Annotated in this window: 23 protein-coding genes; 10 read left to right on the plus strand and 13 right to left on the minus strand. The window is 69.3% G+C overall.

Features of this window, described 5'->3' with window-relative positions; translation table 11 throughout:
• Window positions 1–74 precede the first annotated feature (74 nt).
• The gene (locus BJQ95_RS18590; RefSeq protein WP_240694635.1) at window positions 75–830 is read right to left on the minus strand and encodes a phosphotransferase; all 756 of its coding nucleotides are present in this window, start codon (window positions 828–830) and stop codon (window positions 75–77) included.
• A gap of 237 nt (window positions 831–1,067) precedes the next feature.
• On the opposite strand from BJQ95_RS18590, the gene BJQ95_RS18595 reads away from it, so the two are divergent.
• Window positions 1,068–1,307 (plus strand): hypothetical protein, encoded by a 240-nt coding sequence (locus tag BJQ95_RS18595; protein ID WP_130176711.1) that lies wholly within the window; start codon window positions 1,068–1,070, stop codon window positions 1,305–1,307.
• 30 nt (window positions 1,308–1,337) lie between these two features.
• On the opposite strand, the gene BJQ95_RS18600 is transcribed toward BJQ95_RS18595, so the two are convergent.
• Both BJQ95_RS18600 and BJQ95_RS18605 read right to left on the minus strand, forming a co-directional pair.
• The gene (locus BJQ95_RS18600; RefSeq protein WP_130176710.1) at window positions 1,338–2,222 is read right to left on the minus strand and encodes a carbohydrate kinase family protein; all 885 of its coding nucleotides are present in this window, start codon (window positions 2,220–2,222) and stop codon (window positions 1,338–1,340) included.
• Window positions 2,223–2,277: 55 nt separating this feature from the next.
• Entirely contained in the window at window positions 2,278–3,141 is an 864-nt protein-coding gene (locus tag BJQ95_RS18605) for a cation-transporting ATPase (RefSeq protein WP_130176709.1), read from the minus strand.
• A gap of 212 nt (window positions 3,142–3,353) precedes the next feature.
• Here BJQ95_RS18605 and BJQ95_RS18610 point away from each other — a divergent pair, with 212 nt between their 5' ends.
• A complete protein-coding gene (locus BJQ95_RS18610) occupies window positions 3,354–3,809 on the plus strand; it encodes a cytochrome c oxidase subunit 4 (protein WP_130176708.1) in 456 nt (151 codons plus the stop codon).
• A 29-nt stretch (window positions 3,810–3,838) separates the two neighbouring features.
• Here BJQ95_RS18610 and BJQ95_RS18615 read toward each other — a convergent pair whose 3' ends face one another.
• From BJQ95_RS18615 to BJQ95_RS18640, 6 genes are all read right to left on the minus strand, one after another.
• A complete protein-coding gene (locus BJQ95_RS18615) occupies window positions 3,839–4,675 on the minus strand; it encodes an ABC transporter permease (protein WP_130176707.1) in 837 nt (278 codons plus the stop codon).
• The gene (locus BJQ95_RS18620; protein WP_130176706.1) at window positions 4,672–5,634 is read right to left on the minus strand and encodes an ATP-binding cassette domain-containing protein; all 963 of its coding nucleotides are present in this window, start codon (window positions 5,632–5,634) and stop codon (window positions 4,672–4,674) included. Before BJQ95_RS18620 ends, BJQ95_RS18615 begins: the two co-directional genes overlap by 4 nt.
• Entirely contained in the window at window positions 5,631–6,500 is an 870-nt protein-coding gene (locus BJQ95_RS18625; protein ID WP_130176705.1) for a DUF4097 family beta strand repeat-containing protein, read from the minus strand. The genes BJQ95_RS18620 and BJQ95_RS18625 overlap by 4 nt, the downstream gene beginning before the upstream one ends.
• Before the next feature lie 91 nt (window positions 6,501–6,591).
• On the minus strand, window positions 6,592–7,080 hold the full coding sequence (locus BJQ95_RS18630; RefSeq protein ID WP_130176704.1) for a toxin-antitoxin system HicB family antitoxin: 489 nt from the start codon (window positions 7,078–7,080) through the stop codon (window positions 6,592–6,594).
• 59 nt (window positions 7,081–7,139) lie between these two features.
• The gene (locus BJQ95_RS18635) at window positions 7,140–8,297 is read right to left on the minus strand and encodes a hypothetical protein (RefSeq protein WP_130176703.1); all 1,158 of its coding nucleotides are present in this window, start codon (window positions 8,295–8,297) and stop codon (window positions 7,140–7,142) included.
• Between the two features lie 22 nt (window positions 8,298–8,319).
• Window positions 8,320–9,036 carry an MBL fold metallo-hydrolase gene (locus tag BJQ95_RS18640; protein ID WP_130176702.1) on the minus strand — a complete coding sequence of 239 codons (717 nt, stop codon included), beginning with the start codon at window positions 9,034–9,036 and terminating at the stop codon, window positions 8,320–8,322.
• Between the two features lie 53 nt (window positions 9,037–9,089).
• On the opposite strand from BJQ95_RS18640, the gene BJQ95_RS18645 reads away from it, so the two are divergent.
• Window positions 9,090–9,683, plus strand: a complete 594-nt coding sequence (locus BJQ95_RS18645; RefSeq protein WP_130176701.1) for a TetR/AcrR family transcriptional regulator — start codon at window positions 9,090–9,092, stop codon at window positions 9,681–9,683.
• Here the strand turns inward: BJQ95_RS18645 and BJQ95_RS18650 are convergent.
• The gene (locus BJQ95_RS18650) at window positions 9,680–10,180 is read right to left on the minus strand and encodes a DUF6328 family protein (RefSeq protein WP_130176700.1); all 501 of its coding nucleotides are present in this window, start codon (window positions 10,178–10,180) and stop codon (window positions 9,680–9,682) included. The two genes, BJQ95_RS18645 and BJQ95_RS18650, sit on opposite strands and share 4 nt — an antisense overlap.
• A gap of 178 nt (window positions 10,181–10,358) precedes the next feature.
• Between BJQ95_RS18650 and BJQ95_RS18655 the strand changes: the two genes are divergently transcribed.
• A complete protein-coding gene (locus BJQ95_RS18655; protein ID WP_130176699.1) occupies window positions 10,359–11,042 on the plus strand; it encodes an ANTAR domain-containing protein in 684 nt (227 codons plus the stop codon).
• 6 nt (window positions 11,043–11,048) lie between these two features.
• Window positions 11,049–11,804, plus strand: a complete 756-nt coding sequence (locus tag BJQ95_RS18660; protein ID WP_130176698.1) for a GAF and ANTAR domain-containing protein — start codon at window positions 11,049–11,051, stop codon at window positions 11,802–11,804.
• Window positions 11,805–11,812: 8 nt separating this feature from the next.
• Here BJQ95_RS18660 and BJQ95_RS18665 read toward each other — a convergent pair whose 3' ends face one another.
• A complete protein-coding gene (locus BJQ95_RS18665) occupies window positions 11,813–12,844 on the minus strand; it encodes an NAD(P)-dependent alcohol dehydrogenase (RefSeq protein WP_130176697.1) in 1,032 nt (343 codons plus the stop codon).
• Complete coding sequence (locus BJQ95_RS18670; protein WP_130176696.1) at window positions 12,841–13,557, minus strand: DUF4386 domain-containing protein; 717 nt, start codon at window positions 13,555–13,557, stop codon at window positions 12,841–12,843. The genes BJQ95_RS18665 and BJQ95_RS18670 overlap by 4 nt, the downstream gene beginning before the upstream one ends.
• Before the next feature lie 118 nt (window positions 13,558–13,675).
• On the opposite strand from BJQ95_RS18670, the gene BJQ95_RS18675 reads away from it, so the two are divergent.
• The 5 genes from BJQ95_RS18675 (at window position 13,676) to BJQ95_RS18695 (ending at window position 18,939) form a co-directional block, all read left to right on the plus strand.
• Window positions 13,676–14,407, plus strand: a complete 732-nt coding sequence (locus BJQ95_RS18675) for a TetR/AcrR family transcriptional regulator (RefSeq protein WP_130176695.1) — start codon at window positions 13,676–13,678, stop codon at window positions 14,405–14,407.
• A 19-nt stretch (window positions 14,408–14,426) separates the two neighbouring features.
• A complete protein-coding gene (locus tag BJQ95_RS18680) occupies window positions 14,427–14,585 on the plus strand; it encodes a hypothetical protein (RefSeq protein WP_205750051.1) in 159 nt (52 codons plus the stop codon).
• 71 nt (window positions 14,586–14,656) lie between these two features.
• Window positions 14,657–15,595 (plus strand): 5'-3' exonuclease, encoded by a 939-nt coding sequence (locus tag BJQ95_RS18685; protein ID WP_130176754.1) that lies wholly within the window; start codon window positions 14,657–14,659, stop codon window positions 15,593–15,595.
• Between the two features lie 388 nt (window positions 15,596–15,983).
• Window positions 15,984–17,492, plus strand: a complete 1,509-nt coding sequence (locus tag BJQ95_RS18690) for an HNH endonuclease signature motif containing protein (RefSeq protein WP_256041464.1) — start codon at window positions 15,984–15,986, stop codon at window positions 17,490–17,492.
• 127 nt (window positions 17,493–17,619) lie between these two features.
• Complete coding sequence (locus BJQ95_RS18695; protein ID WP_370688401.1) at window positions 17,620–18,939, plus strand: GNAT family N-acetyltransferase; 1,320 nt, start codon at window positions 17,620–17,622, stop codon at window positions 18,937–18,939.
• On the opposite strand, the gene BJQ95_RS18700 is transcribed toward BJQ95_RS18695, so the two are convergent.
• Entirely contained in the window at window positions 18,936–19,835 is a 900-nt protein-coding gene (locus BJQ95_RS18700) for an LLM class flavin-dependent oxidoreductase (protein WP_130176200.1), read from the minus strand. The genes BJQ95_RS18695 and BJQ95_RS18700 overlap by 4 nt on opposite strands.

Genomic DNA, 19,835 nt, shown 5'->3' on the forward strand with positions numbered 1-19,835 from the left:
ACTACGGACTCGGCGAGGAGCTCAATCCCCTCCCGGCTCTCGCAGGTCGATGAGGAGTGGTACCGGAAGCGCCGTCAGCCGTTCCAGTCGCTGAGGAACAGGGCGTCACGGGCGTACCCCTCGGCTTCGTCCAGCAGATGTGGTTTGCCCAGCTCCACGGCTTTCAGCCTCGACATGTCGGCCAGGTCGTGCAGGCGGATGATCGCGACCCGCAGCACATCCGCCCAGGTCGCATCCGACCCGTAGGCGTCGAGGATCAGCTGGGTGCGCCGGCGGGCGTGCTCCATCCCGGGCGCGTCCGGCGGAGTCGAGCCGGTGAGCGGCACCGCCCGGGTGGCGAAGTAGGCGAGGTCCCAGAGGCGCGGTCCGGGTGAGCACATGTCGAAATCGATCGCGCCGATGAGATGGCCGTCGGTGAACGCGAGGTTGTGCGGGGCGAAGTCGTTGTGGCAGATCACCTCGCTGGGCACCTTCGTGCGCGACTGCCAGATCCGGTCGTCCAGGGCGAAGCCGATGCTGGCGTCGTGCAGTTGGCGCAGGAACTGGCCGCCCTCGGTGAGCAGACGCTCCGCCCACACCCACTCGGGCAGCGGGTACACCGGCACGTGCCCGTCGATGAAGGTCAACCGCTCGCGGTCGCCTTCCACGCCGAGCGGTCGCGGTGCCCAGGTCACACCGGCCAGGGCGAGGTAGTCCAGGTAGGCGTGCACGGTGGGGGTCCAGGGGCCGGCGGTGCGCAGGACGGTGTCGCCATCCCGGCTCACCTCGTTCATGTTGCCGCCGGCCAGGATGCTGGTCGGGCGCTCCGCATTCATCCACTCCGCATTCATCCGCTCAGGCTACGCGACAGGTCGCCGGCCCGCACGACAGCAGACCCGAGCACCGGGTTATAAGGAAAAAGTGAGATTACAAGGACGGGTTCGGCCACAGGTTCCTTATTTGCGGCCGTTCTCCTCATAAACGTGCGCCGCTCGGCCTGCAGAATTGGCAGAAGAGGCAGATTCCCCGGTTGGGGGGCCGGTCGTGGGGCAGAATGGGCCAACGAGTACCTGCGAGCGGAGAACAGCATGAGCAACGACACCCAGGACGAACCGGTTCAGGACCAGCACAGCACGACCGAGAACGACAAGGTGGCGGGCATCCTGCTGCAGCAGGAAGCCGACCTGGCCGGCCACGACGAGGCGCAGGTATTGGCCGCGTTGCGCCAGCGTTTCGCGGATGGCGGGCACGAGGTCGCTGACGATGTCGTTGCGGAGCACGCCAGGCGCATCGCCGGCATGGAGGCGAACAGGTTCTCCCAGAAGTAACCCCGAAGAAGTAACCCCAGAGAAGCAACCCTAGGGAAGCAGCACGTCGAGCGCAGGGTGCAGATGCTTCGTGCCCACCGCCACCGCGGCCTGGGAGGCGGCGGCGGCGAGTGCGTCCGCGGTGGATGCGCCGGCCAGGGTGGCGTTGAGGAACCCCGCGAAGAACGCGTCGCCGGCCCCGTTGGTGTCCCGAACCTGCACCGGCACGGCGCACACCCGGTGCTGACCGTCGGCGTCGACGGCCACAGCTCCGTCGGCGCCGAGGGTGCAGATCACGGCCGTGGCGCCGGCGTCCACCCGGGCGCGCATGAAGGCCGCCGGGTCGCTCATGCCGTCGCCGTTCATGAAGATGTAGTCGGCCGACTGGATGAAGGGCTGGTGGAATTCCGCCTGGCCGTCGTAGTCGTGGATATCGGTCCAGATCGGCACGCCCGTCGCCGCCGCCGCCGGCAGGAGTGCCCGGGAGGTTTCCGAGAGGTCCATCACCAGGGCCGCGGCACCACGGGTCAACGTCGTGAACGCGGCCGCATCCGGGTCGATGAACGTAGGCACCGAGAGATAGACGGACACCCGCTCCCCCGCCCGGGTCATCAGGTTCAGGTGCCGTTCGCCGGCGCCCGGCACCACAGGCGCGCTCACCCGGATGCCCGTCGCCTCCAAGACGGCGCGCACCCGGCCGGATGCGGGGTCGTCGCCGAGCACGGTCTGGCAGGCGACCGTGCGGCCGAGCCCGGTCAGGTGCAGCGCCTTGCCGGCGGACGTGCCGCCGACGGTCTCGAAATCCTCCAGGGCGAATGTCACGTGCGGGCGCGGTTCCGGCAGCTGATCGAGATAGACCAGGGTGTTCCAGGACACCGGTCCGCACACTACGACGTGGGCCGTGTCCTGCGCGTTCTCGGGCTCTGCTCTGATCATCCGCTCAGGCTACAAGACGGCCGCCGGGGCTACGACCGGGGTTACGGGCGCGCGGTCAGCCCTCCCGGCCGAAGAGCCGACCGAGGTCGCCCAGCCCCGGGATCTCGAAGTTCGAGGCCAGGTCGGAGAGTGCGGGCGCTTCGACGTTCGAACCGAGCTCGCTCAACTGGTCACCCGCCGCGCCGGCGTAGTCCTCGGCACCCGCACTGAGGTCACCCAGGCCGCCGGCCAGGTTCTCGAAGTCCACGCCGAGCCCGGCGGCCTGGTCGAGGATCGGTGCGGCCGCACTGCTGAGCACGGCGCCACCGGCCACGGCGGCGAGCAACCCGCCGGCCGCTCCCAGTCCGGCGCCTGCGACCGCGCCGACCCCGACACCGGCGAGGGCGCCGGCCGCTCCGCGCCCGTTGGACTTGGCGAACAGCCCGCGCAGAAAACCGGGGTTGTGGGCCTCGCCGCGGGCGGCGGCGCGCGCGAGGTCGCCGGGCGCGGCGGATGCCGGGTGTTCGCTGGCCGGCAGCCCCGCGCGCAGATCGGCGTTGACTTGGTCACGCTGCGCGGGAGTCAGCCGGGCGAAGGCATCCCGGTGCACCTGCTCCAGCTGCTCGGGCTGCGCGGTCTTGAGAAGGTAGTCGTACCGGGCGATAGCCGCCGCGTCGTCAGGGTCGGCGGGGCGCGCTGACGCGGCCGGCTGGGCTGGTGCCGGGCTCTGCCGGGCAGCGGATGCCGGCTGCGGGGCCCGCGTGGGCTGGGCAGGCTGGGTGGGCTGCGCGGCGGCAGGTCGAGAGTCTCCAGTGACCTTGTCGGCAGCGCCGCGCACGACATCGCGCCAGTCCGCGTTGCCGGAGCCGGTGGTCGATGAGCGCCCCGATCTGTCGAGGGCTCGTGATGCCATGTTCAGAATGCGCTGGAAATTGCTCACTAGAGGCCCTTCTGGGTTGCTGGGACCCTAGTTTTGCCGATGCCCCTGAGCAAACCCTCCTAGCCGACCGCTCAGCCGCATTGGCGCCTAACACCTCACCGGGTTTTTGTCAGCCCCCTGGATTCGGTCCGATGCCGCCGTAGTGTGCCCAGTGCATGCCCTCGTTCGGTCCCGCACGGTGTGGAAAGACGTCTTGGAAAGGACTCGCGCCCATGAGAGCCAACGTCATCCTGTTCTGGATTCTCGCCGGTTTCTTCTTCGTGGCGACCGCCGGCTACACGGTGTGGAGCGTGATCTTCAGTTCACAGCGGCTCGCGCCGTCATCCAGCAGCGGCCCGGGCACGCCGATCGAGTGGGTGGGCACGATCACTCTGGGTCTCTGCGGTGTCCTGGCCGCGTTCATCGCGTTCTACCTCGGCCGGGTTCGCAACGCCCAGGGCGGGGAGCTTCCCGAAGACAACGTCAACGCCAACATCGACGACGGCGACCCTGAGTCCGGGTTCTTCAGCCCGTTCAGCTGGTGGCCCATCCTCGTCGCCGCCTCGCTTGGCCTCATCTTCCTCGGCCTCGCGGTGGGCTTCTGGGTGTCAATCATCGGCGTGGGATTGGGAGTGGTGACCCTGGTCGGCTGGACCTTCGAGTACTACCGCGGCTACTTCGCGCGCTAGCTGTACTGCTAGTACGTGGCCGGCCTCCACTACGCACGCACCGATTTACGCTCGTAGATGACCATTGACCAGGCGTAGCCGATGATCGTGATCACCACGCACCAGCCCAGTGCGAGAAGTGCGTTCCAGCCGATCGGGGTGCCGAGCAGCAGCCCGCGCAGGGTCTCGACCATGGGCGTGAACGGTTGGTACCCGGCGAAGAGCGCCAGACCGGCCGGCATCGACTCGGTCGGCACGAATCCGCTGCCCAGGAACGGCAACAGCACCAGCAGGAGGGGCAGGTTGCTGGCCGTCTCCACCGACTTGGCCTGCATCCCCATGCCTACGGCGAGCCAGGTGACGGAGAACGCGATCAGCGCGATCATGCCTAAGGCGGCGAGCCACTCCAGTGGGGTGGCGGTGGGCCGGAAGCCGATCAGCACACCCACGGCGAGCACCAGCGCCACGGCGATGATCGCCTGGATGGTGTTGCCGAGCACGTGCCCGGCGAGCACGGCCGCGCGGGAGATCGCCATGGTACGAAACCTCGCGGTGATGCCCTCGGTCATGTCCATCGAGACCGTGGTGGCGGTACCGCCGGCTGTGCCGGCGATGGTGATCGCCAGGATGCCCGGCATCACGTAGGCGAGGTACGCCTGGCGGCCACCGGCCGGGTCCACGCCCGGCAGGCCGGCGCCGAGCGTGCCGCCGAAGACGAACACGAACATCAGCAGGATCACCACCGGCCCCACGATGGTGAACACGGACAGGCCCGGGTACCGGATCATGTGCAGCAGGTTGCGCCGCAGCATGGTGATCGCATCGGCGACGACGTAGGACTGACGGGGGCCCTGCGCGGTGGGGCGCGGGGCCGTGATGGTGGTCATGACTCACGTTCCTTTCTGTCGGCCCGGCCGGGCACGGTCTTCGCGCCGGTCAGCGCGAAGAACGCGTCGTCGAGGTCGGGGGTGTGGATGCTGAGGTCGTCGACCTCGAGGTGGGCCGCGTCGAGCCGGTCCAGCACTGCGCGCAGTGCGCCGACGCCGCCGGCGCTGGGCACGGTGAGCGTGAGCCCGGTGTCGTCAGCCTCTGACCTCTCGAGCAGGCGGGCGGCGGTGTCGAGCGCCGCGGCATCCGCGAATCGAAGCCGGATGTGCCCGCCGGGGACGAGTCTTTTGAGCTCGTCCGGCGTGCCGTCGGCGACGATGCGACCGCCGTCGAGCACCGCGATGTGGTCGGCGAGCTGGTCGGCCTCCTCGAGGTGCTGGGTGGTGAGCAGCACCGTGGTGCCCTCAGCCACCAGGTCGCGCACTATGTCCCACATCGTGTGCCGGCTGCGCGGGTCGAGGCCCGTGGTGGGTTCGTCGAGGAAGATCACGCTCGGTGCGGCCACCAGGGTCATCGCCAGGTCGAGGCGACGGCGCATGCCACCGGAGTAGGTGACGAGCGGCTTGCGGGCGGCCTCGACGAGGTCGAACTGCTCGAGCAACTCGGCCACCCGGGCCGCGCCGCGTTTTGCGCCGAGGTGGCGGAGCCGAGCCATCAGCAGCAGGTTCTCCTCCCCGGTGAGCAGGCCGTCGACAGCGGAGAACTGCCCGGTGAGGCCGATCGCGGCCCGCACACCATCCGGGTCACGCACCACGTCGCATCCCGCCACGATGAGGGAGCCGGCGTCCGGCCGCACCAGGGTGGAGAGGATGTGCACGGTCGTGGTCTTGCCGGCGCCGTTGGGGCCGAGCAGTGCGGTGACGGTGCCGGCAGCGACGGTGAGGTCGACGTTGTCGAGCACGATCTTGCTGCCGTAGTGCTTTCGCAGTCCGTGGACGGCGATCGCGGTGGTGGTCATGGTGTCATTCCCCTCGTTTCGGTTTGTGCACGGTGGATACCGATGTCGCCGAACGCGGTGCGGGCACGCACCGCGACGGTCTGTTCGGACGGGTCCGGGGCGCTGTCGCCGGCGAGTTCGTTGCGCAGTCGTCCGTTTTTGGCGGCCAGGTCGAGCCAGGCCGGAACGCCCGCACGCACGCCGATGCGGATCTGGCCGAAGCCGCTCTCCACCTGCACCGAGCCGCTCGAGATCTCCCCCAGCTGGATGCTGCCGTACGCCGTCTTCGCCGATACCGCGGCGAGCGCCCGGGCGATCTCGAGGTCGCCGTAGGAGAGTTTCGCGTCGAGGTCGCCGCCGGCCTGGCCGACCGTGATGCTGCCGTGTGATGCCTTGAGGCTGGCGTCGCCCGTGACGGTGCCGATGCGGATCTGACCGTGGTCGGCGGTGATCTCGATGTCGCCCTCCGCGGCACCGAGGGTGGCGTTGCCGTTACCGGCGCGCAGCCAGAGGTCGCCCGTGCTGTCGATCTCGGCCGCGCCATTCGAGCATTTGACGCGGGTGGCGCCGAGACGTCCGGTCGCGCGCACATTGCCCGAGGAGATCTCGGCCGTGAGCCGCGATCTTGTCGGCAACTCGATGAGCATGTCCACCGACTCGCTGGGGCCGATGATGCTGAAGCGTGGCTTCGGAGCGGTGATCGTGAGCCGCTGACCGTCGAACTCCACGGTGGTCTCCTCAGCCCCGCGACGGTCGACCGCCTTGGCCGGGCTGGTGGGTGACACCGTCACGACGGTGTCTGTTCGCTCGCTGGCAATGACCTCGATCGCGCCGACAGGCAGGTGGATGGCGACATCGATGGGGGTGGGGGTTGAATAGGTGGGCATGCTGATGCGTCCCTCTCTGAGCTATGCGTTTGGGTACAACGGACCGACTCCGCTGGTGCGCGGAGCTGGTGGTATCGGCCTGCTGGGCGGGTTAGCGCGCCCAGCCGGCGAAGTTGTCGCCGGTGCGCAGGGTGCGCTGCGCGGTGCGGCGTTGTTTGGGTTGCAGGGCGGCCGCGGTCGCGCGCACCAACCAGGTGTTGACCGACAGGCCGTCTGCCGCGGCGGCTTCGTCGACGCGTGCCTTGAGGGCATCCGGCAGGCGAAGCGTCGTGCGCGAGGTGCTCACCTCGTCGAGTTCGACGGATGCGGCGGCCCGCTCATCGGTCTCCGGCTCGATGTGCGGCGCCGTGACGACGAATTCGATCTCGCGGCCGCGCAGTCTCAGGTCGACCGAGCCGGGGGCGAGTTCGCGGGTGATCTCCCCGACCGCGGCCGACAGCACGTCCAGGAGCACGAGCCGTGCAGCGGCATCCAGTCCGGCGGCGAGACGCTCGGCGACGGCGCGAGTGTCTTCAGCGCCATACTCTGCGGCATCCACCAGCTGGCGCTGGAGGTCGTTGACGTACGGTCCAAGTTCCATGCCACCATCATGACACCACAGTGGTGTCATGTCAACACCCGGTGGTGTCATCGTGGAGGTCAGGCGTCGACGGCGCGTGTCCAGTCGCTCTCGCCCCGGTGCCACACCTGGGCGGTGGCGGGGGCATGGTCCACGTCGGTGAGCCAATAGGTCTGGTCGGGGTCCCAGCCGGCCAGCACCGTGGCGAAGTCGTCAGCCACCTGGATGGCGCGTCCGGCGGTAGCCAGATAGCCGGCGACCGTGAGGTGCACAGCGTCGACGTCCTGCGCCACTGCCGCCCAGTCGGGCATGACCCAGAGCCCGATACGGCCGGTTGTCTGGTACCAGACCTGACGGCGTGCGGCCGTGACGCGGACCGGGTAGCGCCGGCACAGGTACGCCCAGTCGTCGGGGCCATCGATCTCGTAGACGCGTGCATCACGCGGCAGGTTGATCCGATGGACCGTGGCTGCATCCCAGCCCAGGGCGTCTTCGACCAGGGCGAGTCCCACAGGCCCCCCGCCGGCCAGGGCGCGGGTTGTGCGGGTGAGGGCAGACGGCGGTTTGGACCACCACGGGCCGCTGAACGACGCGCGCGGGTCGGCCGGCCAGTCGCGCTCGGCAAGCTCCCCCTCCTCGGCCCGGCCGACGCGGGAGAGTTCCAGGATCTCGGCGGCCGCGCGCACCGGTTCGCCGTCGACCGTGGTGCCGGCGAACTCGACGGCCCACTGCGCAGTGTCGCCAGCCGGGTCGCCAGCCGGGTCGCCAGCCGGGTCGCCGACCGGGGTGGTCCACCAGGAGGCGTGCGGCGACCCGGCGAGGAGGTGCGCCACGCGAGCCAGGGCCGCACGCATGTCCGGCGCCGCGGCGAGGACATCCTCACCGTCGGGCGGCTCCCAGTAGCGGGCGTTACCCACGGCCGCGGCGAGCGCCGGCATCAGGGTAGGGCCGTCCGGCTCGGTGAGCGGAGCGTCCGCCAGCAGCCGCGCCACGTCGCCGGGGGCAGGAGGCTTGGACCCGTGATCGGCGTCGCGATCACTGCCGTCGGTGCCGACCCCAAAGAGCACTCGAGAGACTCCCCGGCCCGGGTCGAGATTGTGGGCGGCGTAGAAGATCGCGCTGCTCAGCCGCTCATCGTCGTTCTGAGACCAGGTCCGCGCCCACTCCAGGCACAATCGGCGCCCACGCGGGCCGGCGAGCAACACTGCGGGAGCGAGCACTGCGGGAGCGACGGTCATACGTCACCCTATCGGCACCCGATCAGGATCGGGCCGTCTCCTCTACCGCGGCGACGGCCGCCGCGACGCCGGCATTCCACGGCGTGCCGTGGCCGGGCAGCACCCAGGTGGCCCCCGTGGGCAGGAGCGCCCGCAGCGATGCGATCGCCTGGTCCGGCTCATCCGTGAACGGCGCCGGCTGGGGCCCCATCGTGCCGGTGAGCACGTGCCGGGTGGTGAGGCCGTCGCCCACGAAGACCGCATCGGCGATCGGCACGTGGATGGCGATGCTGCCCGCCGAGTGGCCGGGCAGGCCGATGATGCGGGGCGCCCCGGGCAGGTCGAGGGTCTCCCCGTCGTGCGCGTCCACGGTCTCGGTCAGGTAGGTGGTGCGCATCCCGCCCTTGCGCAGCGAATAGGCCGCGAAACCCAGGGTGGCCCCCAGCTTCATCGACTGGCGGGCGGTCGCCGGCTTGGCGCCGCCCTTGGCACGGTCCGCGTCGCCGGGGTGCACGTAGACCGGCACCCCGTGATCGCGCCGCAGTCTCTCGGCGAAGCCGAGGTGATCACTGTCGCCGTGCGTGAGAATGACACCCTTCACATCGGCGAGGGTGCGGCCCATGCTGACGAGTTCGGCCAGAAGTTCACGCCACAGGCCGGCGAGGCCGGCATCGATCACGGTCACCCCCTCGGGAGTGTCAATGAGATAGACGGCCACGATGTCGTTGCCGATGCGATGGAGGTGAGGACCTAGTTTCATGATGGCTATGCTACATAGCCATCATGGCTACCGTCAATAGCTATACTTCAGATATGCCCACGCCAGACCGCACCTCTCTTGACGCCATCGTGCTCGCGGCACGCGACCTGCTCGAGCAGGACGGGCTGGCCGGCATCACCATGCAGGCCGTCGCCCACCGGGTGGGCGTGCGCGCACCCTCCCTGTACAAAAGAGTGCAGAGCCGCAACCGGCTGATCCAGCTGGTGGCCGAGACCACGCTGACCGAACTCACCGAGCGGTTGGCCATCGCCACGACCGCTGCGCAGCTCGCCAACCTGCTGCGCGCGTTCGGCCGGCAGCAGCCCGCCGCGTTCCAGCTGGTCATGACTCCCGAGGCCGGCACCCCGGTTGCCGACCGGTCCTTCCGGGTGGCCCTGAGCGCGCCCCTCCTTCGGGTCGCCCGCGACCTCGCCGGCGAGGAGCACGCCCTCGAGGCCGCCCGCACGCTGACGGCGTGGGCCGCAGGCTTCATCACGCTGGAACTGAACGGCGGCTTTCAGCTCGGCGGCGACATCGATCGGGCCTGGGACTTCGGAGTGGAACGAATCGTTCAGGCGATCACGACAGCGCCCGCCCCCACCCAGGCCCCCGGCGAGATAAGCCAGGTTGAGGCGACGGGCGGCTAAGCCGACCGCCGGATGAGGCGCGGCACCACGATCCACAGCATGACGACAGCGATGAGAATCAGCACCCCGAAGACCAGACCCCACACCCGGCCGAGCACCACGTCGAAAATGAGCAGACCGATGCCGGCGACGGTGATCGCCACGCCGGCCAGGGTGGCCTGCACGAAATAGTCGGTGTAGCGCACGATGCGGCCCTTGGCGTGCTGCCGGAACAGCACCCGGTGCAGGCTCACCGGCGCCAGTCCCACCAGGGTCGTGAGCACCGAGGTGACCACCAGAACCAGGTAGCTGTTGCGCTGAAAGTCATCGAGCTCCTCGAACCGGGATTGGAAGACAGCGGCCAACAGAAAGCCGGTCAGAATCTGGGTGCCGGTTTGGATCACCCGGAGCTCCTGCAGCAGCTCGTTCCAGTTGCGGTCCAGCCGCTCCTCCGGAGTCTCCACGCGGTCGCCGCGAGGCGCACCTGGAGGGTCGGCAATCGGCGATGCGTGGGACATGGCGGGAACCCTTCGTGACATGAGCCGGCGGCGCGGGCAGCCGCGGGTCGAACACCACGACAGTAGCGCCGGGCATCCGTTGTCGCAGCGGGTCAGGCTGGTCGTCGCGTGCCCACCAGGACTAACGTTGGGTTGGGTAGGGATTGCACAGAAACACCTGCCCGCCAGGAAATGACCAGTGACACAGCAGGGGGTGCTGATGATTGAGGTCTCGGTAACACCGCCGACGTCGGGCGGGTTGGCCTCGCCGTTCGTCGAGTTGCTGCCCATCACCGGTGCGGCCATTTCGGTCTTCGATCAGGGCCGCCGAGCCTCGCTGATTCACGCCACCGACGCCACCGCCGCCCGGTTGGAAGAGATGCAATTCGACCTGGGCGAGGGTCCCTCATTCGATGCCTTCAGGACCGCGACACTCGTGTCGGCTCCCGATCTCGTGGCCACGGAGCAGTGGCCGGCGTTCCTGCGGAGCGCCGCCGAATTGACCGTCGGCGCGATTTTCACTTTCCCCCTAATGCTGGGAGCCGCGTGCACCGGAACGGTCACGTGCTACCGCAGCACACCCGGAATCCTCGGTGAGCGCTCCGCCGAGATCGGCGCGTCGCTCTGTCGCGCCGTCGCCGGGCCCGCCTTCCGCCGCGCTATCCTCCTGGCCGAGCACGAGTCTCCCGACCACGAGGAGCCGATCGAATCGCGCAGAGAAATCCACCAGGCCACCGGAATGGTGCTGGGCCAGCTGGAGGTCAGCGCCACGGATGCGTTCTCACGAATTCGGGCCTACGCTTTTTCCAGCGGATACACCGTCCAAGAGATTGCCCACGCCGTCGTCAGCCGACGACTCAATTTCGCAGAACTTCCAGAGTAGGCAGATATGCACGACATTGAACACGCGGCTGACAGCCCCCGTGAAGAGAGAATCAACGACGCCTTTGTGCGCGTGGCCGGCACTTTGGTCGAAAACTACGATGTCGTCGACCTACTGTCGACCCTCGTTCACACGTGCACCGAGCTGCTCTCGGTACAGTCCGGCGGCATCCTCCTGGCCGACGGCGCCGGCGCCCTCGAGCTGGTGGCCTCGACCAGCGAAGAGGCCGAAACCGTGGAGGTCATGATCGTCGCCGCCGGGGCCGGCCCGTGCATCGACTGCTACGCCACAGGTTCGGTGGTGAGCATTCCCGACATCGCCACAGACTCCGACCGGTGGCCGCGGTTTCGCCGAACGGCGCTTGACCAGGGTTTTCGGGCCGCCCACGCCACCCCGCTCCGGCTGCACGGTGAGGTCATCGGCGCGATGAACCTGCTCAGCACGGTGCCTGGCGTGCTCAGTGCGCGCGACGCCCAGCTCGCCCAGGCACTGGCGGATGTCGCGACCGTCGGCATCCTGCACGAACGCAGTTTTCGTCAGCCCGAGGTCGTGGCTGCCCAGCTACACCTCGCGCTGGACACCCGGATCCTGGTGGAGCAGGCCAAGGGGGTGCTCGCCCAAATGCGCACGTGCACCATGACCGAGGCCTTCACGGCTCTGCGCGACTACGCCCGGGTGCACGAGATCACCCTGCGAGCCGCGGCCGAAGGCGTGGTGAACCGCAGCATTTCGGCGCAGGCCCTGGTCAGCCAGAACGGCTAGCGTTCCGGTCAGTCGGGCTCAGCCTTGCCTTCCGGCGCCGCGGATGGCCGGTGCGGCTCGCCGACGATGCGCAGCACCACGGCACCGCGCTTGTGGCCGGCGTCGACGAATCGATGGGCCGCCACGATCTCGGCAAGGTCGTAGCTCCGGTCGATCACGGGCCGGAGCCGGTCGGAGTCCGCGAGGCTCACGAGGTACTCCAAGTCGTCGGCGCGATACTCCACACCGCTGGCGCTCAGGAGCTTGCCGCTTCGGCGGGTGCGGGACTTCGCGCGAAGGATGCCGTCGAGGTCGGTGATGATCGCCAGCAGGGCGCCGCCGGGGGCGATCAGGCGTTGTACCCGGTCGAACGACGCGTTGCCGACGCAGTCGATGATCACGTCGTAGGTGGCGATTCCGGCAGGGTCCGCAGCGAAGTCCTCGGTGGCATAGTCGATCACCCGGCTGGCGCCGAGCGCGGTGACCAGTTCGGCGTTCCGGGCCGCACAGACCGCGGTCACCTGTGCGCCGAGGGCCGCAGCCAGTTGCACCGCAGCCGTGCCGACGGCTCCGGATGCGCCGTTGACCAGCACCCGTGCGCCGGGCCGGATGTCGACGCGGTTCAGGTAGGCCCGCGCCGTGATGCCGCCGAAAACGAGGGCAACAGCCTCGTCGAACGCCATCCCGGCGGGCTTGGCCGCGATCGCTCGGTCCTGGCCGATCAGGGCGTATTCGGCGTGGCCTCCAAACGCGCCGCCGAGCATCGCGATGACCTCGTCGCCGGGGTTGAACCGGGTGACCCTCTCCCCCACAGCCTCGACGACCCCAGCGGCATCCATGCCGAGCACCCGGTGGCGCGGCCGGAAGAACCCCAGTCCGACCTTGGCCAGCAGGCCGAGCCCCGTGGGCACCTCTCGGGACCGGGCGCGGTGGTCGGCGGCGCTCACGGTGCTGGCGACGACCTTGATGAGCAGGTCAGTCGGCCCGGGCGTTGGTGTGGGAATCTCGGCGAGCTCGACGACATCCGGCGCGCCGAACCGCCGATACACGGCGGCCCTCATGAGGCCACCTCCGCCCCTGCGGCGTCGACGCTGCGGCGCGGCATCCGTTCGAGTGCGGCGGTATTGAAGCCCTTGAAAATGAGCCAGAGGGCCAGCGAAATCTCCCAGACGAACACGGGCAGTGCAACAACCAGCCCGATTGCGGAAAACTGGCCGTACAGGCCGAAGATGACGGCCACGGTGGACAGGGTGATGACCGCCCCTCCCGCCAGGCCGAGCACCGCGATGCCGCGGGGCACCAGGCGGGAGGTGTACATCAGAGACGCCAGCAGGATCGAACCGATGCCCAGGGCCAAGCCCGGTCCGAACAGCAGAGTGCCGTCCTGCAGCGCCAGCAACGCGTCGGCGACGGTCTCGAGAGCACCCGGTTCGGCGTGGGGCTGCTGCCGCAGCATCAGCACGGTGAGCAGGCTGAGGGTGCCCAGCGTTATGATCGCCGCCTCGAGGATGCGCGCGGTCACGTAGGCCAGCGCCACCGCGCGGTTGTGCCGGGCGAGCACGGGGTAGGCCGCCACGGCGGTGCCAACGACCGCGATCACGAGCAGCACCTCGAACAGCACCCCGGTGTAGACGAGAGGGTCCCGGCCGGAGCCGAGGACGTACCCGGGGATGGTCAGTACCGGGGCGTAGAGCAGGCGGGCGGCGATCGCGCCGATCTCAGTGAGGAGAAAGAACACGCCGATGAGGATCGCGGCTCTGCGGGTGGCGGTCATGGTGGACTCCTTGGTCAAGGCGATAGGTGTACGGCGTACACCTCGGCGTGCTCGACTCTAAGGTGTACGCTGTACTCCTGTCAATGGGCGAGTCCGATCTCGCCGCAAAGGAACCTCCATGGCTCAACTTCTGGTCGCCCCGCGGGCGCGTCTCAACCGTGATCGCGTGCTGCAGGCCGCCGTGGAGCTGGCCGATCGGACCGGCATCGACGCACTGAGCATGCGCCGGCTGGCCGAGGAGCTCGGCGTGGTGCCGATGGCGCTGTACAAGCACGTGGCGAACAAGGACGAGCTGCTTGATGGGATGGTCGACGTGATCGTCGCCGAGATCGACCCGCCCGACGTCGCCCTCGGCTGGAAGGCCGCGGTGCGCCTGCGGGTGCTCTCGGCCCGGCAGATGCTGCTGCGGCATCCGTGGGCCCGGTCGGTGCTCGAATCGCGCACCCGCCAGACGCCGACCGTGCTGGATTACCTGGAGTCCACGATCGGGATCTTTCTGGCCGGCGGGTTCTCGGCAGACCTCACACACCACGTGATGCACGCGCTGGGAAGCCGCATGTGGGGATTCACCCAGGAGCTCTTCGACACATCGGCCGGGCCGCACCAGCCGCCTGCCGATCCCGACGCGCAGGCGGCGCAACTGCAGGCGATGGCCGGGCGATACCCGCACATTCTGCGGATCAGCGGCGTGGCCAGGCACGACAACTCGGTCGTGGCGCGCGGCTGCGACGACAGATTCGAGTTCGAGTTCGCCCTCGACCTACTCCTGGACGGCTGTGAGCGACTCCGGGACGCCGACTGGTCGTCCACCGCCAGCCCGACCGACCGCACTGGAGGAACACCTGGCTGATGGCCCGATACCGTTCGAAGTGCATGAGTCGGGGGCACTGTTCCACGGCACCAAGGCCGAACTGGCGGTCGGTGACGTGGCTGGTGCCCGGCGCGAATCGAACTTCGCCGCCGGCCGCAGCTACATCGTGGAGCCGTTCGGTACGACTGACCGGCCGCAGCCATCCGTGCGCCGATGATCACGCCCAGTCTGGATCCGGCGTGGCCGATGTGGCAGGATGCCGCCGTGACCACTCAACCCGAACGCCGGATGCTCCTTGACTCCGCCTCGCTCTATTTCCGCGCGTACTTCGGGGTGCCAGACACCGTGCGGGCGCCGAACGGCGAGCCCGTCAACGCCGTGCGCGGGCTGCTCGACATGATCGCCCGGCTCACCACCGAGTTCCAGCCCACCGAGATCGTGGCCTGCTGGGACGACGACTGGCGCCCGCAGTGGCGGGTCGACCTCATCCCCACCTACAAGACCCACCGGGTGGCGGCTGTGCCCGCGACGGATGCCGGGCCTGTTGCGGATGCCGACCCGTCGATCGAGGTCGTGCCCGACCTGCTCAGCCCGCAGGTGCCGATCATCCGCGAGGTGCTCACCGCACTCGGCATCCCCATTGTCGGCGCCGCCCACCACGAGGCCGACGACGTGATCGGCACCCTCGCCTCGCACGCCGACATCCCCGTGGACGTGATCACCGGCGACCGCGACCTGTTCCAGCTCGTCGACGACTCCCGCGACGTGCGGGTGGTCTACACCGGGCGCGGCATGGCCCGGCTGGAGATCCTCACCGATGCGTCGCTCACGGCCAAGACCGGGGTCACCCCTCTGCAGTACGCGGACTTCGCCGCGATGCGCGGCGACGCCTCCGACGGCCTGCCCGGGGTAGCCGGGGTGGGTGAGAAGACCGCGGCGACCCTGCTGGCCGAGTTCGGCGACCTGAACGGCATCGTCGCGGCCGCCGCCGACCCCGAGGTGAAGCTGAGCGCGTCCGTGCGGGCGAAGATCCTCGCCGCGGCGGACTACCTGGTCGTGGCTCCGGCGGTGGTGAACGTGGTGCGCAACCTGGAGCTGCCGGCCTTCGACGCCCGCATCCGCCTGAGCACGCCCGAGCAGGTCGACAAGCTGGAGGAGCTGAGCACCCAGTGGGGTCTCAGCACCTCGATGAAGCGCGCCCGCGAAGCCCTCGCCGCCCGCGCCTGACGCGTCCCCTTCCCCCTCGCTCCCACCTCGCGAACCGTGAGTTAAGCACCGCACTTTCGCGATTTTGGGTGCTTTTCTCACGGTTCGCGGATGGGTCGGGTGGGGTGTGGGGGCGTGCGGGGGCAGTGTCGGTGGTAGGTGAGACGATCTCATTATGAGTAACCCCGACCAGGCACTACCGCCCGCTCCGGATGATGACCACTACTCTCCGGGGTCCGCTCCACCTGGCAACACCCCCGCCCCCGCCGACCCGACGCAAGCTGGGTCGGCGGAGTCCCCCGCAGCTGAACCGGCACTCGAGCCGGCCGGACTCGAGTCCACCGCGGCCGGGCCGACACCGGCAGGGCACGCACCGGCAGGGCGTGAGGCTTATGTCCCCAATCCGACCTTGGATGAGCGGGTCTGTTCGGAGCTGGCTCGCCGCACCGAGCTGATCGCGGCCGAGGCCCGGGCCATCGCCCACGCGCAGGCCCGGCAGGCCGAGTTCCTCGTCGAGCTGCAGAGCTGGAGCGAGGACCCGCAGGTGTCCTCCCGGCTGCACGGCAACCCGGAGAGCATCCGGTTGGCCGACGTGAACGCGGCCAGCATGACCGAGGATCAGGCCCGCGCGGCCTTCTATGGCCGGTGGGAGGACCGGGACGTGGCCCGGCGCACGATCGTGAGTGAGACCGCCTGCCTGCTACGGATGGCCGAACGCACGGTGGAACACCTGATGGAGCAGTCACTCTGGCTCCTGTCGGCCCCGGCAACCTTCCACGCCCTCTCCAACGGCGAGATCAGCTACCGGCACGCCACCGTGCTCATCGACCAGATGCGCACCCTGCCCGTGGAGGACCAGGAGGCCTTCGAGGACAAGGTACTGCCAGACGCGAAACGACTCCCGGTCAGCCGGTTCACGGACAGGGCCCGCCGGCTGCGGGAGCGGTTGCACCCGGAGTCCATCGTGATCCGCACCACCAACGCCCTGGCCGAGAGGCACACCCGGTGGGAGGCAGCCCCGGATGGGATGGGCTGGTTGCACTGGTACGGCACCGCCCACGACACCAAAGCCGCCTACACCCGGATCAACACGATGGCGGCGAGTCTGAAGAAACTCGGCGACCCCACCCGGGCCGGCGACGCGGCCGGGGAAGCCGTCGGGTTGGGAAGCGGGCAGGCAGGCGCGGACGCCAGCGCGGGGACAGGCACGGAGGCGGACGCGAGCGCAGGGAACGGCACGACGGCGAACGCGGGGACCGGCGCGACGGCAGATGCGGCAGCTGATGCGGAGGAGACGAAACGCACCCTGGACCAGCTCCGCGCCGACATCACCCGGGCCCTCCTGCTGGACGGCATCACCCCCGACGGGATGGGCGCCGGGATCCGCGGCACGGTGATGATCACCGTGCCCGTGCTCACCCTGCTCGGCCTGGACGAGGAACCCGCCACCCTCGAAGGCTACGGCCCGATCTCCCCCGAAATCGCCCGACAGATCGCCGGACACGCCCCCAGCTTCACCCGACTACTCACCCACCCCGAAACCGGAGTCGTGCTCTCCCTGGGCAAAACCCAACACAAGAACACCAAAGCCATGAAGAAATGGCTGAGGGTGCGAGACGAAACCTGCCGATTCCCCGGCTGCTCCCGGCCCGCGGTCACCAGCGACATCGACCACACCCACGACTGGGCCGACGGCGGCACCACCGACTGCGACAACCTCGCCCATCTCTGCGAACCCCACCACCGCCTCAAACACCTCACCCACTGGCGGGTCACTCAGGAACCCGGCGGGATCCTGCTCTGGACCTCACCCGGGCAAACGCAGCTACCGCACCGACCCCGCCAACCCCATGGGACCACCCCGGCCGCAACTCCCGGTGGTGGGGCCGAAAACCCGGAAACGCCCCCCGGAGGATAGCTACCTGATGCCTCCGCGGCACCGGCCAACCCGGACACCGACACCACCGGTCCCCGAAAACCCGCCGTTCTAAGCGTTCGCCGGGTGGTCCGAGACGCGGTTCCGTACACTCGGATGCATGTCCCCGATGAACGCAGAATACGAGATCCGTCGGTTTGAGCCGGCAGCCCCCGGCGAGCCCGGATATCCCGAAGCGGTGGCCTGGGATAGCGCGGTCTCCTTCGGGTTCCACGAGGAGCGCAGCACCGACGAGCGCGTTCAGGAGTCCATCAACAGGAGCCGTGTGGACGGCGCCGTCTTCACGGGCGCCTACCAAACCGGGCAGCCGGCCCCGCACTCGCTGGGCAGCGAGGTGCCGGTGGCCACGTTCGGGTCTCAGCAGAGCACGCTCAACATCGGCTTCGGTAGGTTGCTGGATGCGCACCTGATCACCGGCGTGACGGTGCGCACCTCACACCGGCGGCGCGGTCTGCTGCGCCGCATGATGACGGAGGACCTCGCCTTGGCCAAGGGCACCGGCATCGCAATCGCGGCCCTCACCGCGTCGGAGGCGTCGATCTACGGTCGATTCGGTTTCGGCATGGCCACCGCCGAGCAAAGCATCACGGTGGATACCGGTGCCAAGTTCCGGCTGGAGCATGTGCGGGCGGGAACCGTGGAGGTCGTCGACCCCAAGGTTCTTCTCGAGCTGGCACCGCAGGTCTTCGCTCGGGTTCACGGCGAACAGCCGGGGTCCATCGGCCGGCAGGAGTTCTACCGCCAGGTGGCCGCCGGGGTGACAAGCCGCGAGGGCGGCCCCGACGCCAAGGTGAAGGCGGCGCTGCACTACGCGCCCGACGGCACGCCCGACGGCACAGTCGACGGCACAGTCGACGGCACAGTCGACGGCTACGTCTCCTACCGATTCGGCGGCTGGGACAAGACACCCGCAACCATGGAGATCATTGACCTGGTGGCCGCTACCCCGGCGGCCTACTTGGAACTCTGGCAGTATCTGGCGGCCATCGACCTGGTGGAACGCATCACCTGGAACGAGGCGCCGGTGGACAACCCGCTCACCTGGGCACTGACCGACCCACGTTGCGTCGCGGCGTCGAACCCGCGAGACCTGCTCTGGTTGCGCATCCTGGATGTGCGCCAGGCACTCGAAGCACGCCACTTCGCCGCCGAGGGCACGCTGGTCCTCAAGGTCACCGACGGCCTGAGTCTCACCGCGGGCACCTTCGCGCTCGAGGTGCAGGGCGGCACGGCGCGCGTCACCGCATCCACCGAGGCGCCCGACCTGGAACTGGACATCGCCGCGCTCTCCTCCATCTACCTGGGCGCGGTGAATCCTGTGTCACTGGCGGCGGCGAACAAGGTGCGCGAACACACCGCGGGTGCCGCGTTCCTGGCCGCCAGGCTCTTCGCCGTGGAGCGGCCCGCCCACTGCCTCACGCACTTCTAGCCGGCGGCGCCCGGGTGCTCCCGGGCGACCGTGGCGCGCAGGGCCGGTGCCACCTCGGCGGCGAAGCGCTCAATCACCGCAGGCTCGTCGCCCAGCACGATGAACGTGCCCACGCCATCCTGCAGAACGTAGGGCAGCAGGTCGTCGACCCACTGACTGCTCGGCCCCGTGAGAAACCCGCCGCCGGCCGGGCTGAACGTGCCGCTGATGTTCACCAGCCGCCGGATCGCCCGGGGATCGCGCCCGGCGTCGACGGCAGCCTGGTCGATGATGGCGCTGGCCCGCCGGAGATCGCCGGGCTCCATACGCGCAAGCGACGGCAGCCATCCGTCAGCCTTCCGGCCGGTGAGGCGCAGCATCCGCGGTTTGTAGGCGCCGAGCAGAATTGGGACGTCGTGCGCCGGGGCGGGCCCGCGCTTGGCGCCGTCGAGCCGGTAGAACTCGCCGCCCACGTGCAGCGCCGACCGGTCGTCGACGTTCCAGATAGCACGGATGACGTCGATCGACTCGCTGAGCGCGTCAACGCTCTGCCCGGCGGCGAGGGTGCGGCCGCCCATGGCGCCGATGGCGTCCCAGAAGCCGCCGGCGCCCAGGCCAAGCTCGAACCGGCCGCGGGAGAGCAGGTCGAGGCTCGCGGCCGCGCGGGCGAGCACCGCCGGTGGGCGCATCGGCAGGTTGAGCACATTGCCCGACAGGTGGATGCGGTCGGTGCGGGCGGCGACCCAGCTCAGCAGGGTCCAGGTGTCCAGGAACCTGGGTTGGTACGGGTGGTCCTGGAAGGTGACGAGGTCGTAGCCGAGGCGCTCGCTCAACTCGGCCAGCCGCACCGGCGTCTCCGGGTCGGCGTTACTGGGCGTGAGGAAGGTGCCGAACTGCAGCGGGTGCCCGTAGAACAT

Source organism: Cryobacterium sp. SO1 (assembly GCF_004210215.2).
In the GTDB taxonomy this organism is placed as follows: Bacteria; Actinomycetota; Actinomycetes; order Actinomycetales; family Microbacteriaceae; genus Cryobacterium.

Bases quoted from the DNA above. Each gene is read 5' to 3' on its own strand.
- BJQ95_RS18590 (WP_240694635.1), bottom strand. From the start codon at position 830: ATGAATGCGGAGTGGATGAATGCGGAGCGCCCGACCAGCATCCTGGCC.
- BJQ95_RS18595 (WP_130176711.1), top strand. From the start codon at position 1,068: ATGAGCAACGACACCCAGGACGAACCGGTTCAGGACCAGCACAGCACG.
- BJQ95_RS18600 (WP_130176710.1), bottom strand. From the start codon at position 2,222: ATGATCAGAGCAGAGCCCGAGAACGCGCAGGACACGGCCCACGTCGTA.
- BJQ95_RS18610 (WP_130176708.1), top strand. From the start codon at position 3,354: ATGAGAGCCAACGTCATCCTGTTCTGGATTCTCGCCGGTTTCTTCTTC.
- BJQ95_RS18615 (WP_130176707.1), bottom strand. From the start codon at position 4,675: ATGACCACCATCACGGCCCCGCGCCCCACCGCGCAGGGCCCCCGTCAG.
- BJQ95_RS18620 (WP_130176706.1), bottom strand. From the start codon at position 5,634: ATGACCACCACCGCGATCGCCGTCCACGGACTGCGAAAGCACTACGGC.
- BJQ95_RS18625 (WP_130176705.1), bottom strand. From the start codon at position 6,500: ATGCCCACCTATTCAACCCCCACCCCCATCGATGTCGCCATCCACCTG.
- BJQ95_RS18630 (WP_130176704.1), bottom strand. From the start codon at position 7,080: ATGGAACTTGGACCGTACGTCAACGACCTCCAGCGCCAGCTGGTGGAT.
- BJQ95_RS18635 (WP_130176703.1), bottom strand. From the start codon at position 8,297: ATGACCGTCGCTCCCGCAGTGCTCGCTCCCGCAGTGTTGCTCGCCGGC.
- BJQ95_RS18640 (WP_130176702.1), bottom strand. From the start codon at position 9,036: ATGAAACTAGGTCCTCACCTCCATCGCATCGGCAACGACATCGTGGCC.
- BJQ95_RS18645 (WP_130176701.1), top strand. From the start codon at position 9,090: ATGCCCACGCCAGACCGCACCTCTCTTGACGCCATCGTGCTCGCGGCA.
- BJQ95_RS18650 (WP_130176700.1), bottom strand. From the start codon at position 10,180: ATGTCCCACGCATCGCCGATTGCCGACCCTCCAGGTGCGCCTCGCGGC.
- BJQ95_RS18660 (WP_130176698.1), top strand. From the start codon at position 11,049: ATGCACGACATTGAACACGCGGCTGACAGCCCCCGTGAAGAGAGAATC.
- BJQ95_RS18665 (WP_130176697.1), bottom strand. From the start codon at position 12,844: ATGAGGGCCGCCGTGTATCGGCGGTTCGGCGCGCCGGATGTCGTCGAG.
- BJQ95_RS18670 (WP_130176696.1), bottom strand. From the start codon at position 13,557: ATGACCGCCACCCGCAGAGCCGCGATCCTCATCGGCGTGTTCTTTCTC.
- BJQ95_RS18675 (WP_130176695.1), top strand. From the start codon at position 13,676: ATGGCTCAACTTCTGGTCGCCCCGCGGGCGCGTCTCAACCGTGATCGC.
- BJQ95_RS18685 (WP_130176754.1), top strand. From the start codon at position 14,657: ATGCTCCTTGACTCCGCCTCGCTCTATTTCCGCGCGTACTTCGGGGTG.
- BJQ95_RS18695 (WP_370688401.1), top strand. From the start codon at position 17,620: ATGAACGCAGAATACGAGATCCGTCGGTTTGAGCCGGCAGCCCCCGGC.
- BJQ95_RS18700 (WP_130176200.1), bottom strand. From the start codon at position 19,835: ATGTTCTACGGGCACCCGCTGCAGTTCGGCACCTTCCTCACGCCCAGT.